Annotated in this window: 12 protein-coding genes; 1 reads left to right on the forward strand and 11 read right to left on the reverse strand. The window is 26.6% G+C overall.

Going from position 1 to position 14,112, the window contains the following annotated elements; genetic code table 11:
• Positions 1-6: 6 nt before the first annotated feature.
• The 6 genes from smc to HMPREF9709_RS04510 all read right to left on the reverse strand — a co-directional run bounded on the left by smc (position 7) and on the right by HMPREF9709_RS04510 (position 7,623).
• On the reverse strand, positions 7-3,543 hold the full coding sequence (gene smc / locus HMPREF9709_RS04485; RefSeq protein WP_005398297.1) for a chromosome segregation protein SMC: 3,537 nt from the start codon (positions 3,541-3,543) through the stop codon (positions 7-9).
• Between the two features lie 45 nt (positions 3,544-3,588).
• Positions 3,589-4,305: a ribonuclease III gene (gene rnc, locus HMPREF9709_RS04490; protein ID WP_005398299.1), complete on the reverse strand. Its 717-nt coding sequence runs from the start codon at positions 4,303-4,305 to the stop codon at positions 3,589-3,591.
• A 1-nt stretch (position 4,306) separates the two neighbouring features.
• The gene (locus HMPREF9709_RS04495; protein ID WP_005398300.1) at positions 4,307-4,537 is read right to left on the reverse strand and encodes an acyl carrier protein; all 231 of its coding nucleotides are present in this window, start codon (positions 4,535-4,537) and stop codon (positions 4,307-4,309) included.
• Positions 4,534-5,517 carry a phosphate acyltransferase PlsX gene (gene plsX, locus HMPREF9709_RS04500; protein WP_005398301.1) on the reverse strand — a complete coding sequence of 328 codons (984 nt, stop codon included), beginning with the start codon at positions 5,515-5,517 and terminating at the stop codon, positions 4,534-4,536. Before plsX ends, HMPREF9709_RS04495 begins: the two co-directional genes overlap by 4 nt.
• A 643-nt stretch (positions 5,518-6,160) precedes the next feature.
• Positions 6,161-6,346 (reverse strand): 50S ribosomal protein L32, encoded by a 186-nt coding sequence (rpmF, locus tag HMPREF9709_RS04505; RefSeq protein ID WP_005398302.1) that lies wholly within the window; start codon positions 6,344-6,346, stop codon positions 6,161-6,163.
• 80 nt (positions 6,347-6,426) lie between these two features.
• Complete coding sequence (locus tag HMPREF9709_RS04510; protein ID WP_005398303.1) at positions 6,427-7,623, reverse strand: acetate/propionate family kinase; 1,197 nt, start codon at positions 7,621-7,623, stop codon at positions 6,427-6,429.
• 100 nt (positions 7,624-7,723) lie between these two features.
• Here HMPREF9709_RS04510 and HMPREF9709_RS04515 point away from each other — a divergent pair, with 100 nt between their 5' ends.
• Entirely contained in the window at positions 7,724-8,908 is a 1,185-nt protein-coding gene (locus HMPREF9709_RS04515) for a tRNA(Met) cytidine acetate ligase (RefSeq protein WP_005398304.1), read from the forward strand.
• 342 nt (positions 8,909-9,250) lie between these two features.
• Here the strand turns inward: HMPREF9709_RS04515 and HMPREF9709_RS04525 are convergent, their stop codons facing one another.
• The 5 genes from HMPREF9709_RS04525 to HMPREF9709_RS04545 form a co-directional block, all read right to left on the reverse strand.
• Complete coding sequence (locus HMPREF9709_RS04525; RefSeq protein WP_005398305.1) at positions 9,251-9,838, reverse strand: hypothetical protein; 588 nt, start codon at positions 9,836-9,838, stop codon at positions 9,251-9,253.
• Positions 9,839-10,615: 777 nt separating this feature from the next.
• A complete protein-coding gene (locus tag HMPREF9709_RS04530; protein ID WP_005398306.1) occupies positions 10,616-11,089 on the reverse strand; it encodes an ATP synthase subunit B family protein in 474 nt (157 codons plus the stop codon).
• Positions 11,090-11,097: 8 nt separating this feature from the next.
• Complete coding sequence (gene coaD, locus HMPREF9709_RS04535) at positions 11,098-11,574, reverse strand: pantetheine-phosphate adenylyltransferase (protein ID WP_005398307.1); 477 nt, start codon at positions 11,572-11,574, stop codon at positions 11,098-11,100.
• Positions 11,571-12,119, reverse strand: a complete 549-nt coding sequence (gene rsmD, locus HMPREF9709_RS04540) for a 16S rRNA (guanine(966)-N(2))-methyltransferase RsmD (protein ID WP_005398309.1) — start codon at positions 12,117-12,119, stop codon at positions 11,571-11,573. The genes coaD and rsmD overlap by 4 nt, the downstream gene beginning before the upstream one ends.
• Before the next feature lie 6 nt (positions 12,120-12,125).
• A complete protein-coding gene (locus HMPREF9709_RS04545; RefSeq protein WP_005398311.1) occupies positions 12,126-14,111 on the reverse strand; it encodes an ATP-dependent DNA helicase RecG in 1,986 nt (661 codons plus the stop codon).
• Position 14,112: the final 1 nt, after the last annotated feature.

A 14,112-nucleotide genomic window follows, 5' to 3' on the forward strand; every position in this document is an offset into this window, starting at 1 on the left:
TATTAACTAATTTTGTATATCATATCCATCTATTGCTAAAGTAATAACTTTTGAAATACCTTGCTCTTCCATTGTTACTCCATAAAGTCTCTCAGCCATTTCCATAGTAGGCTTTCTATGTGTAATTATGATAAATTGTGTATGCTTTGTTAATGTTTTGAGATAAGTAATGTATCTCTTGATGTTTGCCTCATCAAGAGCCGCATCAATTTCATCCAATACACAAAATGGTGCAGGATTAATTTCAAATATAGCAAATAGCAATGCAACAGCAGTTAATGCTCTTTCTCCACCTGATAACAAAGCAAGATTTTTTAATTTTTTTCCTGGTGGTCTTGCAGAAATTTCAATACCTGCAGTTAAAATATCATCTGAATCTAATTTTAACTGTGCTTCCCCACCATTAAATAATATAGTGAATATTTCATTAAAACGAGAATTTATCATATCAAAGGAACTTGAGAATTTTTCAATAATATCTTTTTCAATAGATTTAATCATATCTATAATATCATTTCTACTTACAATTAAATCTTCATATTGATTTTTCATAAATTCTAATTCTTCGGCTATTAAATTAAATTGCTCTATACTCTCATAATTAAAATATCCTATTTCAGACAATCTTTTCTTAATATCTAAAACTTCTTTTTTACTTGCTTCAGTATAATCCAATCTTGATAGCTTTTCTTCAAGCTCTGTCTCTGTAATAGAGTAAGTTTCAATATAGTCAGATTTTAATTCTACAACTTTTTGTTCTGAATTTTCAATTTTTAATTCTAATTTATACTTTTCTTTTTCATTACTATTAATTGAATCAGTTAAATTAGAAATCGTCTTATTATCTTTAATAATAGTCTCTTTCAATTCTTTTACTTCATCAAAAAGTTTTTCATAATTTTTACTATTATTATCATATTCTTCTGACAATTTTTCCTTATTAACTTTTAATTCTTCAATTTTATTTTTTGAATCAACATTATTTTGTTCAGTTAATTTTAATATCTTTTCTTCATTTGAAATACTATCTGAAACAGCTTCAATTTCAATTTTTAAATTATCTAAATCTGTCTCTGAAATGCTTAAATCTCTTACAATTACATCATATTCAGATTGATTTTTTATAATTACTCTTTCTGTATCAATAATATTTTCTTTTAATTTTTCATTTTCCTTTGTTAATAAATCATAATCTTTTTCTAAATTACTTAATTCATTAGATAAACTAGAAATGTCAGAAAAATCCTCTGAAATTAATTCACTATCAATTTTTTTAATCAAATCATCAAATTCCTTCATTCTTTTTAGATTGAAACTTTTTTCAATTTCTATTTCATGAATGGAAGATTTTATTTGATTTGTTTTTGAAATAATCTCATTGTTTTTATTATCAATATTTTGCAATTTATATATAGTATCATCAAACTCTTGCTTAAATACTTGATGTTTCTTTTCTAAAATGCCAATATTCTTTTCAATAGCATTAATATCATCATTAAGATTATCCAACTCTTTTTTTCTATTTAATAAGCTATTAGATTCTTTTTTGAAGGTATTACCCCCAACCATAGAACCCCATGAATTTATAATTTCACCATCTAAAGTAATTACTCTATAACCCTTGATGTCATTTGATACTACAATAGCATCTTCAATATTTTCTACCAATATCGTTCTGGAAAGAAAATGATCAATTATTCCATCTAATTTTGGATCATTCTTCACAAGATTATTTAGTGTATCAATCGCTTTAGGGTGATTGATATTATTTTTACTTCCATGGATTTTATTTATAGGTAAAAATGTGATTCTACCAATATTTTTATTTTTAATAAAATTAATCAAATATTTCCCATCAATTTCATTATTTATAACTATATTTTGAAGAGATGAACCTAAAGCTAAATCTAATGCTTGTTTGTATTTTTCATCTATTTCAATCAATTCAGCTAATACACCAACAATTTTTTTAGAGATATTTTCATCTTTATCTGCAATTTTAAGTAAGTTTTGTACAGATTTATAAAATCCATCATATGATTTATATTGTTTTTCAAGTATATCCCTTCTGGATTCTACTCTTAATAACTCATTTCTATATAAAACAATTTTTTGTTCTAAATCAGTAGTTTTTTCTTTATTAGTTTCTCTTTGCTCGATTAGTTCAGTAATTTTACTTGCATTATCTGCTAGTTCTTTTTCATGTTTTAATAGTTCTTCATTAAAATCATCTAATCTTTTTGTCTTATCTGATACCAAATCTTCTAAAATACTTATTTCATTAAGATAGCCTTTTTTTAGTTCAATATTGGAATTATCAATTCTTTCTTTTGTATTTTTGTTAATTTGAAGATTCGTTAATTTATCTTTTAGTTGTTTTATCTTTTGATTTAATTCGTTAGCATTTTTAAAACTAATTTCATATTCACTATTTTTTTCTTCATTTAATTTTTTTAAATCTGATAATGAATTTTTTAATTCTTTTTCTTTTACAATTAATTTTTCAATCTCTTTTTCTTTATTTTCAATATTATTTTTTAAACTTATGATTTTCTTATTATTTACTTCAATACTATTTTTCAATCTATCAATGTCTGAATTATAAAACTTTAATTTTTCATTAAGTATATTAATATCATTAGTAATGGAATTAATTTTATTTAAATTGCTTTGTTTATCACTATTTAATTGTTCAATTTTTAATTCTTTTTTTTCTATTTCTTCATTAATTGGTTTTAATTTAGAATTTAAAACTTCAAATTTTTCTCTATCTTCTTTTAATTCTCCATTTATGTATTCTAATTTTGATTTATCATTTTTAAGATCTGCACTTGATTTATTAATCGCTTTTTGCAAAATGTTTAACTCTAGCATCTCTAATCTAGAAGTTAGTTTAATACCTTCTTTTGCATTTTCAGATTGTTTCTTTAGGATATTGTATTCTTGTTGTTTTACTTTTAATTCATTATTTAGCTTTTCTAAATTTTCTTCATTTTTAACAAGTTTTTTTTCAGACTCAGTTTTTTTATATTTATTTTTAGAAACTCCTGTAGCTTCTTCAAAAATTTCTCTACGATCTTCATTTCTTCCACTTAAGATTTCATCAATACGACCTTGTCCAATCATTGAATATCCATCTTTACCAATACCTGTATCTAAAAGCAATTCCCTGATTTCTTTTAATCTAACAGGAGATTTATTAATTAAATATTCACTATCTCCCGTTCTAAATACACGTCTTGTCACGTTTACCTCATCAAATGCAATAGGTAAAGACTTGTCGCTATTATCTAAAACTATAGACACTTGTGCCATATTCATCTGTTTCTTACTGTCACTTCCAGAAAAAATAACATCTTGCATGCTTGTACCACGCAAAGATTTTGCAGATTGTTCACCAAGTACCCATTTTATTGCATCAGCAATATTAGACTTACCAGACCCATTCGGCCCTACAACTGCAGATATATCTTTATCAAATTGTAATTTAGTTTTATCAGCAAAACTCTTAAAACCATAAAGCTCTATATGTTTTAATTTCATAATATACATCCATAAAAAAAGCTATCCATCAGGATAGCATATTAGTTAAATCACATGTAATTTCTTAAGTGCATTCTTTGCAGCATTTTGTTCTGCAAATTTTTTATTGCGTCCCTTACCTGCACCTATAAATTTACTATCTAGATATGCTTCTATATAAAAAGTTTTATCATGTGACGGTCCTTCTTCTTTTACTAGTTCATATTTCAAGTTTATATTTTTATATTTGTGTAAATGCTCTTGCAACATTGATTTATAATCATTTACATTTTCAACAACTATATTTTCATCAAAAATCTTATCCTTAATAAGTCCATATATAAAATTATAAACTACTTCATAACCGGCATCTAAATAAAGTGCTCCATTAAAAGCTTCAAATAAATCAGCTTTTATAGAATCTTTATGTCTCCCACCAGTCTTTTCTTCACCCTTTCCAAGTAATAAATATTTTGAAAGATTAATCTCATCTGAAAGTTCAGAAAAAGAAGCTTCACAAACCAAATTTGATCTTAATTTTGTTAAATATCCTTCTTGTTTAGGTTTAAAATTCTTAAACAGAATTTCAGAGAACACCATTTCTAAAACAGCGTCCCCTAAAAATTCCAATCTTTCATTATGTTTACCTTTTAAAGATGAATGTTCATTTGCATATGAAGTATGAACAAATGCAAGATTTAATAATTCAAAATTATTAAACTTATAATTAATCTTATCTTCTAATTCTTTTAAGATTTCTATTCTTTCACCTTTTAATGTCATTTTAATTACCAGTTTTCTCTTCCACTAAATCAATAATATCTTGAACTGTATTTAATTCATTTAATTCTTTATCACTAAATTGAACATCAAATTCTTCTTCAATATTCATTATAAAATCAAGTAAAGCAATAGAATCTAATTCATAATCTTTTGTTAAATCTGCATTTAAATCAAAATCATCAATCATTAATTCTTCTTTCACTAATTCTATAATTCTTTCTTTACTACTCATAATCTCTCCTCTATATATTTATTAATATCGCTACCGATATATTCTTCCGCTCTATAAATAGCATGTTCTATAGCTACTCTATCAGAACTTCCATGTGCCTTAAATAATGGCTTTCTTAAACCAACCAGCACTGCAGCCCCTACTTTTTTATAGTCATATTTATCTTTAATTTTCTTCAATGAAGATTTCAATAATAGAGCACCCATCTTAGCTAAAAAGCTACTATTTACAACTTCTTTAATTTCTCCAAATAATACTGACGCTGCGCCTTCAGATGATTTAAGCATCATATTTCCTGCAAATCCGTCCGCAACAATTACATCAGCTTTACCAGTCAAGAAATCCCTAGCTTCAATATTACCACAGAAATTTATATTATCATTTTCCTTAAGTAAATCAAATGTTTCTTTTGATAAAACATCTCCTTTACCTTCTTCAACACCTACATTAGCCAAATAAACTTTTGGATTATCGATTGAAAAATACTTTTCAGCCAAAACAGAACCCATTACAGCAAACTGTGATAACATCTCTGGCTTAGAGTCCACAACAGCACCTGTATCCACCAATATAGTATTGGTACCCCTTTGATTAGGAATAAATGCAGTAAGTGTAGATCTCTCAACTTTTTCCAATCGTCTCGTTACGAATATACCACCAGCCACTAAAGCTCCAGTACTCCCTGCAGATAATAATCCATCCCCTTCTTCATTTAATCTATCCAATCCCAAAACAAGTGATGAATTCTTCTTTCTACGAATAGACCTTGCAGGATCATCTTCATTTGTAATGTATTCATTTGTATCTATAAACTCAAACCTATTAATGTCAACATCAGATTCAGAAACCATCTTTCTCGCCAATTCTTCCGGCCCAGAAAGAACAAAATCTAATTTTGAATTCTTCGCAGCATTCAAAATCCCATACATCATTTCTTCAGGTCCTAAATCCAATCCCATTAAGTCAATAATTAATTTCATATACACTCCATATTGATATATTCTCTTATATGATACCATATTTTCTTATTCATAAACAAATTTTCAAAAATGTAGTTGGGAAACTGATGATTTTTTGACATTATAAGATTAGATATATGATTTTTTTATTTTAATATAAATAGTTCAGTATAAATTATTGATATAGAATTTTATACTGTCACCAAAATTTTCCATTCAGCTTTTTTTCCATTTTCAAAAATCATACTGAGTTTTTCCAAATTTTGTTCAGCATAATTTGTAATTTTTGCTTTTTATACTGATTATTTAAGTTACTTGTCAAAATTTTTTCAGTATAGTTTTATTAATTAGTGTTTTATGCTGCCTTTTATGGAAATTTTTTCAGTATGATTTTAAATTTTAGAAATTATACTGTCTTTAAATTTTTGCCTTCAGTATTTTTTTCATTTATAGATTTTATACTGACATTTACCTTTTTAATTTAGTAGGAATGGTAATTTCACGCGCTACATCTGCTCTAAGCTCCCTACTCGGTCGCTTTTCATTGTGTCACAATGCGTTTGACCTACTTTTGTCTTCAGACGATGCAAAGCATCGCCTGAGCGACAAAGTTAGGTCATAATAAAATATGGAGTTAGTTAAAACCAACTCCATACATATATTTCTATTCTTCGTCTTCTACTTCAATAACTTTTTTTCCGTTATAGTATCCAGAAGGGCTTACTCTGTGTGGTAATCTTGCTTCTTGTGTTTCTGAATCAACAACGAAATTTACTTTATTTAATCTATAAGAAGAAGCTCTTCTTGATGCTGTTTTAGCTTTAGATGTTTTTCTCTTTGGTACTGCCATGTCAACACCTCCTTAATCTATATTACTGTTTTTAAATAACAAAAGTATTATACATACTTATGTGTGTTTTGTCAATTTTTTTATAAATTTTCTACAATATTTTGTGTTTCTCTTGCGATCATTAATTCTTCATTTGTTGGAACGATAAATATTTTAACTTTTGAATCATCTGCAGAGATTTCTTTTTCTTCTCTTGCTCCAGCATTTTTTGATTCATCTAATTTAACGCCTAATTCTTCAAGACCATCTAATATAATTTTTCTTGCAAAGTCGGAATTTTCACCAATACCACCAGCAAATGCAATAGCGTCAACTTTTCCAAGTAGTGCCATATATGCACCTATGTATTTTTTAGCTCTGTTTGCAAATACATCAATAGTTAATTTCGCTCTTTCATTTCCTTCTTTACTTGCAATTGTTACATCTCTAAAATCTGATGATACACCACTTAATCCTAATAAACCGGATTTTTTATTTAATAAAGTATCCATTTCTTCATATGACATATTATATTGTTTACCTAAAACAAATATAACGGCTGGATCGATGTCACCACTTCTTGTACCCATTACCAAACCTTCTAATGGAGTTAATCCCATTGATGTGTCATATGATTTACCATTTTTCACAGCTGTAATACTTGAACCATTTCCTAAATGGCATGTGATGATATTAACTTCTTCAGGTTTTTTACCTAATTTTTCAGCAACTTGCAATGTGATATATTTATGGCTTGTACCATGCGCACCATATCTCTTAATTTTATCTTTTTCATAATATTCATAAGGAATGGCATACACAGAATTTTCTTCTGGAATGCTTGCGTGGAATCCTGTATCTACACAAATTACATTTGGTTTTCCTGGTACAACTGCTTGTACACCTAAAATACCTTGAATTGCACCTGGATTGTGTAATGGCGCAAATCTAATAGCATCTTCTAAAGTTTCTAAAGCTTTATCATCTACCAATTGTGGTTGAATAATTGAACCACCATGTACGATTCTATGTCCTATTGCTTGAATATCATCAACATTGTCTATGATACCATAGTCTTCATGTTGCAATACTTCAAATAATAATTCAACCGCTTCTTTATGAGATGGTAAATCTCTTTCAATAATTACTTTTTCTTCATCACCTTTTTTATGTTGAATGTTTGATCCTTCAATACCGATTCTTTCTATAAGTCCTTTACCATATACCTTACCTGATACAGAATTCATATATTGATATTTCAATGATGAGCTTCCGCTATTTAATATTAAAATGTCCATTACTACTCCTATTTGTCTTTATCATTATTTTTAAGTTATAATTAAATTAAAACATTTACTAATATATTATAGCAAAAAGAATGAGAGTATTACAAATATTATGAAAAATATCGCGATTATATGTGAATATAACCCAATGCACAATGGTCATATTCACCAAATTAAAACAATAAAAAAAGAATATCCTGAATCAAATATTATTATTTTAATGAGTGGTTCTTTTGTACAACGAGGTGAACCATCAATTCTTGATAAATTTAAAAAAGCAAATATCGCCATAGAAAATGGTGTCGATTTAGTTTTAGAAATGCCCGCTATAATCAGTTTACAAAGCGCAAATTATTTTTCATATTATAGCGTAAAAATTTTAGACAAGTTAAAAAATATTGATTTTATTTCTTTCGGAATAGAAAACGAACCTTCAGAATTTGCAGAAACATTTAATTTATTAAACCAAAACAAAGAAAAAATTAATCTCATTCAAAAAAAATATATTGAACAAGGAAATTCATTTAAAAAATCATATTCGATGGCATTAAAAGAACTAAAACTTCAAACACTAGAAGACATTATCCTAAAACCAAACAACACATTGGCATTTCAATATTTAAATGCAACAAGTTCTTTGAAATCTAAAATTAAACCTTTAATGATTAAAAGAATTGATGGCGGATATCATAGTTCAACGCTTGATGAATATGAATTTCAATCAGCAACTACAATTAGACAAATGATATTTGATAACAAAGATATCAGAAAATATGTGCCACATTCTACCAATCAGTTGATAAATGATATTGTAAGATTAGATGATTTCAGTCAATTGTTTATTTACAAAGCTAAAATATTAGGAATGGATGCCCAAAATATTGCAGGATATGAAAATGGAATATTAAATTTATTAATAAATAATTTTGAAGAAAATTTAACTAAAACTGTAGAAAAATCACATAATAAAAGATATTCAAAATCCAGATTAAAAAGATTTATTATAAATTATCTTCTTAATATTACAAATGATGATATTAAGCTATTAGACGACATTACATATATTAGACCTCTTTCATTTAACGAAAATGGTAGAAATATTATAAACGAATTAAAATCTAATAAAGAAATTGATTTAGTCATGAAAATTTCTAATGATAAAGAATTAAATGAACAAAATAAACGACTATTAGAAATTGATAAAATGGCTTACCAACTTAGAAACATTAACTTTACAGAAAAATATAGTTTAGATTACACAAATAAACCATATATTAAAAATACTCTATTTGAGTAAAAAATATTTGTTATCGAAAGAATAGAAAATATTATTATTTAAAAAATTTACGAAGATAATTGCTTTTTTAGCCTTTATCCTCGTAGTTTTACGCCCTTATGGACGATGATTTTTTCATTTTTTACGTTTATCCTCGTAATTTTTTAATTATATTTACGATGATATTTTAAATTTTCGACTTTATCCTCGTAATTTTTCGCGTTTTCGGACGATGATAATTTAAGAATTTGCATATATCCTCGTAACAATACCATTTTTGTACGATGAGATTTTAAATTTCCGCGTTTATCATCGTATATATCTAATGAAGTTCTAAACAAAACCTCTATAAAGAGCTTTATTTTAGTTTTTTTCATTAAATATTGTATTTGAAACTTCTAGAATTTTTCCTTGAGGATCTCTTAATTGAACAGAAATCCATAATCCTTCAGTTTTGTTTAATATGTCATTCTTTTCTTCTGGTGTTAATAGTTCAGATTTTTCATCAATCAATATTTCTGTTGTTGCTGGAATTTTTCCATCTTTTAAAGGAATTTTATATAAAGATTTATCATTAATATCTTTTACATTTAAGATTTCCCCATTTTCAAATTCTTGACTTGAAATGTAAATATCAGCGTAAATATTTTGATTTTCTGTAGTAAATTTAATTTCATCTTTTTGTTCTATCCTGATTTTTAAATTAAATTTATCAGACCCAATATATTCCAGCTTTGCTTGAGTGTTTGAATATGAAATGTTTTTTAATTCCCCATCTGCAAACAAACTCTTAGTAACCTCTTCATTATTCGTTTCTTTTGTTAGCTCCTCTGTTTCTTTTTTTACTGTATCTTCATCTTTTGTTTTATCATTAGATGTTGTATTTTTGTTACATGAAACTACTGTAATTAAAACAATAATAAATAAAGCGAAATTTAATATTTTTTTCATAGCTATCCCCGATTCTATATTTTTAATATTATATAATAATATATACATATATTATTAAAAAAAAGAAATCGTTGTCAATTAATATTTATCATTTTTCAATTATTTTTTTAATTTTTTGGTTTATAAAGAGCCTTGGTAATTGTATTAAGGCTATACCTCTTTTAAAAGAGAAATTGTGTATTTATGTTGTAGCAATGAAGATGCTGTGTAAATAGAAATGTTAGCTGAACCACAGGCAATATAAGTGTGGACAATTTTTCGATTATTGATTTTAGCCTATAAAACAAAGTATTCAAGCAGTTTTGGAACTAAATTTTAAATTTTCAATTTTAGTACCAATTATTTTGGTAGGATTTGGTACTAAATCTTTAAATTCAATTTTTAGTACCAAAGATTTTGACAGTTTTTGGAACTAAATTTTAAATTTAGATTTTTAGTACCAAAATTTTAGTATAGTTTATGGTACTAAATCGCAGAAAATGGGTTTCAGTACCATTTTGCTCTAGTATTTTTGGAACTAAATTTTAAAAAAAGGAATTTAGTACCATTTATGATAGGATCATTAAAAATGGGGACATTAATATCAGTGATATTTTCAGCATCTTTAGACTTTGGGACTGTAACTAGCACCAAAAAGGCAAAAATTAAAATATGGTGCTAATATCTCTACAAACAATATTTATAATGTTTGTTTTCCAAGTCCAACGTCACTTCCATCCCCAACAGATATTGATGAATCAAAAAAAAAGAGCTAGATTCACTCTAGCCCTAACTTTACTAATATTTCAATTGTGATCTGTTATCTTCAATAACTTGTAATGTATTTTTGATTTCGTCTGAAGTTTTAGATAAGATTTGATCTACATATGCTAATGAATTTGTTGTGATTGTATTTGCTGTGCTTTTTGCTTCTGCAATTATTCTTTCAGCTTCTTTATTTGCTTCTTGAGTCACAGTGTGTTCATTAACCATGTCTTTGAATTTTCTATTTGCATCTTCATATGCACGTTCAATTTCTTCTTTAGCTTTTGTCTTCATTGAATTTGCTTGTGATTTTGCTTCTTCTAAAATTCTTTCTCTTTCTTGATTTACCCATTGTGCATCTTTAATTTCTTCAGGAATTGAATCCTTTAAGTCATTAATTATCGCATAAGCTTCATCTGGATTAATAGTTACTTTCTTTGAGAATGGTACTGAACCAGCCTCATCAATAACTCCTTCTAACTCTTCTAATAATGAAATGATATTCATATTGCCTCCTATTTGAATTTATCTTTGATTTTTTTCGCTACATTTTCTGGCACCAAACTAGAAACATCCCTACCGAATGAAGCAATCTCTTTTACAATACTTGAACTCAAATATGACATCTCTGGTTGTGCAACCATAAACATTGTTTCTACTTTTGTTTTAGAATAAAACTTATTCATCTGAGCATATTGTAACTCTGTTTCATAATCTGATATAGCCCTTATACCTCTAATAATGGCATCAATATTATTTTCTTCAACAAAATCAATCAATAAACCAGAATAATTTACTACTTTAACATTATCATAATCATACAATAATTCTTCCAACAATTCAATTCTTTCGTTTACATCAAAAAGATATCTCTTAGAATTGTTTCTTAAAATACATACCACAACCTCATCAAAAATCTTTGCGGCACGAAGAATGATATCCATGTGACCATTTGTCACAGGATCAAAACTTCCCGGATAAACTACTTTCATTTTAACTCCCTATAAAACCTTATATATTTTTTTCCATATTTTTTTTCATATACTAAATCTAAATTATTAAATTTTTCTGAGAAATCAATGTCAATATTTATTTCAACAATATATAAAGCTTCCTCAAAATATTTATTATTTAGCATCGCTTCAAATGCTAATTGATAAAATTCTGAATTATAAGGAGGGTCTAAATATACATAATCAACATTTTCTCTAATTTGCGCAATATTTCTTCTAAAATCTCCGGATAAAACAACAGATTCATTTTCAAACTTTGTATGCTTAATATTATCATCCAATAGCTTTAGATTATCTCTATTTAATTCAGAGAAATAAGCTTTTTTTGCTCCACGACTTAGAAATTCTAAACCTATATTTCCTGTGCAAGCAAATACATCTAAAACCACCGCATCCTCTTCAATCGGATTAATTATGTTAAAGATTGCTTCCTTTATCCTATCTTCCGTAGGTCTTGCATCAGGACTATTTGGTCCCTTCAATTTATGACCTTTTCTTGTACCTGTTATAATTCTTAAACTCATACTACCTCAATTTAATATTATTTTACTTAACTTCTCAACATTCTTGTCAATTAATTCTCTAATTTTCTTATCCTCTAAATCAATATTCTGAGAAATTCTATTAACAGTTTCAATTAGACTTTCATTAATCATAAAAGAGTTTTCTATATCTATATTACCCGATTGCTCAGTACCATACATAGAACCAGCCCCTCTTATTTCTAAGTCTTTTTTTGCAATCTCAAAACCATCCAAACTATCTGTAATAAATTTTAATTTGTCTGTTAGATATTTATTATCTCTCACAACAAAGAAACAATAGGATTGATATTTACCTCTACCTACTCTTCCCCTCATTTGATGAAGCTGTGATAAACCAAATTGTTGTGTATCATAAATAATTATTGTACTGGCATTTGGCACGTCAACCCCAACTTCAACAATACTTGTCGCAATAAGCATTTGAGTGACATTATTTACAAATAGATTCTGTTTTTCAATTTTTTCTTCTGTAGACATTTTACCATGTAAATAATCAATATTGATTTTCTTATTGAAATATTTTTTTAATTTATTATATAAAAGTTTAATGGATTCTAATTCTTCATCCTCTTCAACTCTTGAAGCAATGACATAAACCTGTCTACCTTCTTTGATTTGATGATAGGCAAAATTCATAAAATCCTGTTCTTTATAAATAGTTGTCAAATATGATTTTATAGCTAATCTATTTTTTGGTAAAGCATCCATAAAAGAAATATCTAAATTTTTATATAAAGCTAATGCTAAAGTCCTTGGAATTGGTGTCGCTGATAATAATAGTGTATCAGGATTTTCACCTTTATTAAACAATCTCTTTCTCTGATAAACACCAAATCTTTGCTGTTCATCAATTATTATTAAACCTAATTTATTAAAAGAAATTTTATCTTGAAATAAACTATGTGTACCAAAGATTATATCAATGTCTCCATTATTTAGCCCTTTATAAATTTTTTTCTTATCAGATGAAGATGTATTTCCTAAAAGTAAGTTGGAATGGATATTATTTTGCTCTAAAAAATCTCTATAATTGCTATAATGCTGACTTGCAAGTATTTCAGTTGGTGCCATAAACGCAACTTGATAACCATTTTTTATGGCTAAAATAGCAGAGAGAATGGCCACAATAGTTTTACCTGAACCAACATCACCAATAATTATCCTGTTCATATTTTTATCAGCTGTCATATCAGAAAAAATTTCTTTTATAACTTTTTCTTGAGAATCCGTTAAATCAAATTTTAATTTATTTATAATATTATCTAAACTATAATTTGAAAATTTAATATATTTATCTTCTTTCTTTCTATCTAGTAATTTATATGAAAGATGTTCAATTAACACATTTCTCAAATTTATACTATAAAATGCTTTATATAAAGATATACTATTCTCAGGTTTATGTAGCTGATAAATGGTATCCGATAAACTTAAAATATTTTCTTTTTCTAAAATTTTATTATCTAAATAATCATCAATTTTATAGTTATTATCAAATATAAAATTGATATATTTTTTTATATCTTTAGAAGAAATTGTCTTATTAACAGAATAGATGGGAGTAATCCCACCTATTTCATCATCATTTATTTTTGAAACAATAGGATTTATAATAGCTTTTTTATCCGCATTATATATCCCATATATTTTATAGACATTATTAGCTATTAAACTTTTCCCTGAAAATCTATCATTGTACCAAATAATATTTATCTCACCGGTATCATCAAAAGCTTTCAGACTTGAAACTGATTTATTTCTTGCATAGAAATAAGTTCTAAACTGAGTTTTAATGGTCAATTCAAAATACGCCTTATTTCCATCAATTGCGTCAACTACTTTTGTTTTATTAGATCTATCTTCATATCTCTTTGGAAAATAATTAACTAAATCATCCAAAGTGTAAATACCTAATTCATTTAATTTTTCTTCTTTTTTAGGTCCAATACCTTTAATGTCTCTTAATTTCATT

Source organism: Helcococcus kunzii ATCC 51366, from assembly GCF_000245755.1.
Classification (GTDB): Bacteria; Bacillota; Clostridia; order Tissierellales; family Peptoniphilaceae; genus Helcococcus; species Helcococcus kunzii.

Coding starts and splice junctions, on each gene's coding strand:
- smc (WP_005398297.1), bottom strand. CDS start 3,543: ATGAAATTAAAACATATAGAGCTTTATGGTTTTAAGAGTTTTGCTGAT.
- rnc (WP_005398299.1), bottom strand. CDS start 4,305: ATGACATTAAAAGGTGAAAGAATAGAAATCTTAAAAGAATTAGAAGAT.
- HMPREF9709_RS04495 (WP_005398300.1), bottom strand. CDS start 4,537: ATGAGTAGTAAAGAAAGAATTATAGAATTAGTGAAAGAAGAATTAATG.
- plsX (WP_005398301.1), bottom strand. CDS start 5,517: ATGAAATTAATTATTGACTTAATGGGATTGGATTTAGGACCTGAAGAA.
- rpmF (WP_005398302.1), bottom strand. CDS start 6,346: ATGGCAGTACCAAAGAGAAAAACATCTAAAGCTAAAACAGCATCAAGA.
- HMPREF9709_RS04510 (WP_005398303.1), bottom strand. CDS start 7,623: ATGGACATTTTAATATTAAATAGCGGAAGCTCATCATTGAAATATCAA.
- HMPREF9709_RS04515 (WP_005398304.1), top strand. CDS start 7,724: ATGAAAAATATCGCGATTATATGTGAATATAACCCAATGCACAATGGT.
- HMPREF9709_RS04525 (WP_005398305.1), bottom strand. CDS start 9,838: ATGAAAAAAATATTAAATTTCGCTTTATTTATTATTGTTTTAATTACA.
- HMPREF9709_RS04530 (WP_005398306.1), bottom strand. CDS start 11,089: ATGAATATCATTTCATTATTAGAAGAGTTAGAAGGAGTTATTGATGAG.
- coaD (WP_005398307.1), bottom strand. CDS start 11,574: ATGAAAGTAGTTTATCCGGGAAGTTTTGATCCTGTGACAAATGGTCAC.
- rsmD (WP_005398309.1), bottom strand. CDS start 12,119: ATGAGTTTAAGAATTATAACAGGTACAAGAAAAGGTCATAAATTGAAG.
- HMPREF9709_RS04545 (WP_005398311.1), bottom strand. CDS start 14,111: ATGAAATTAAGAGACATTAAAGGTATTGGACCTAAAAAAGAAGAAAAA.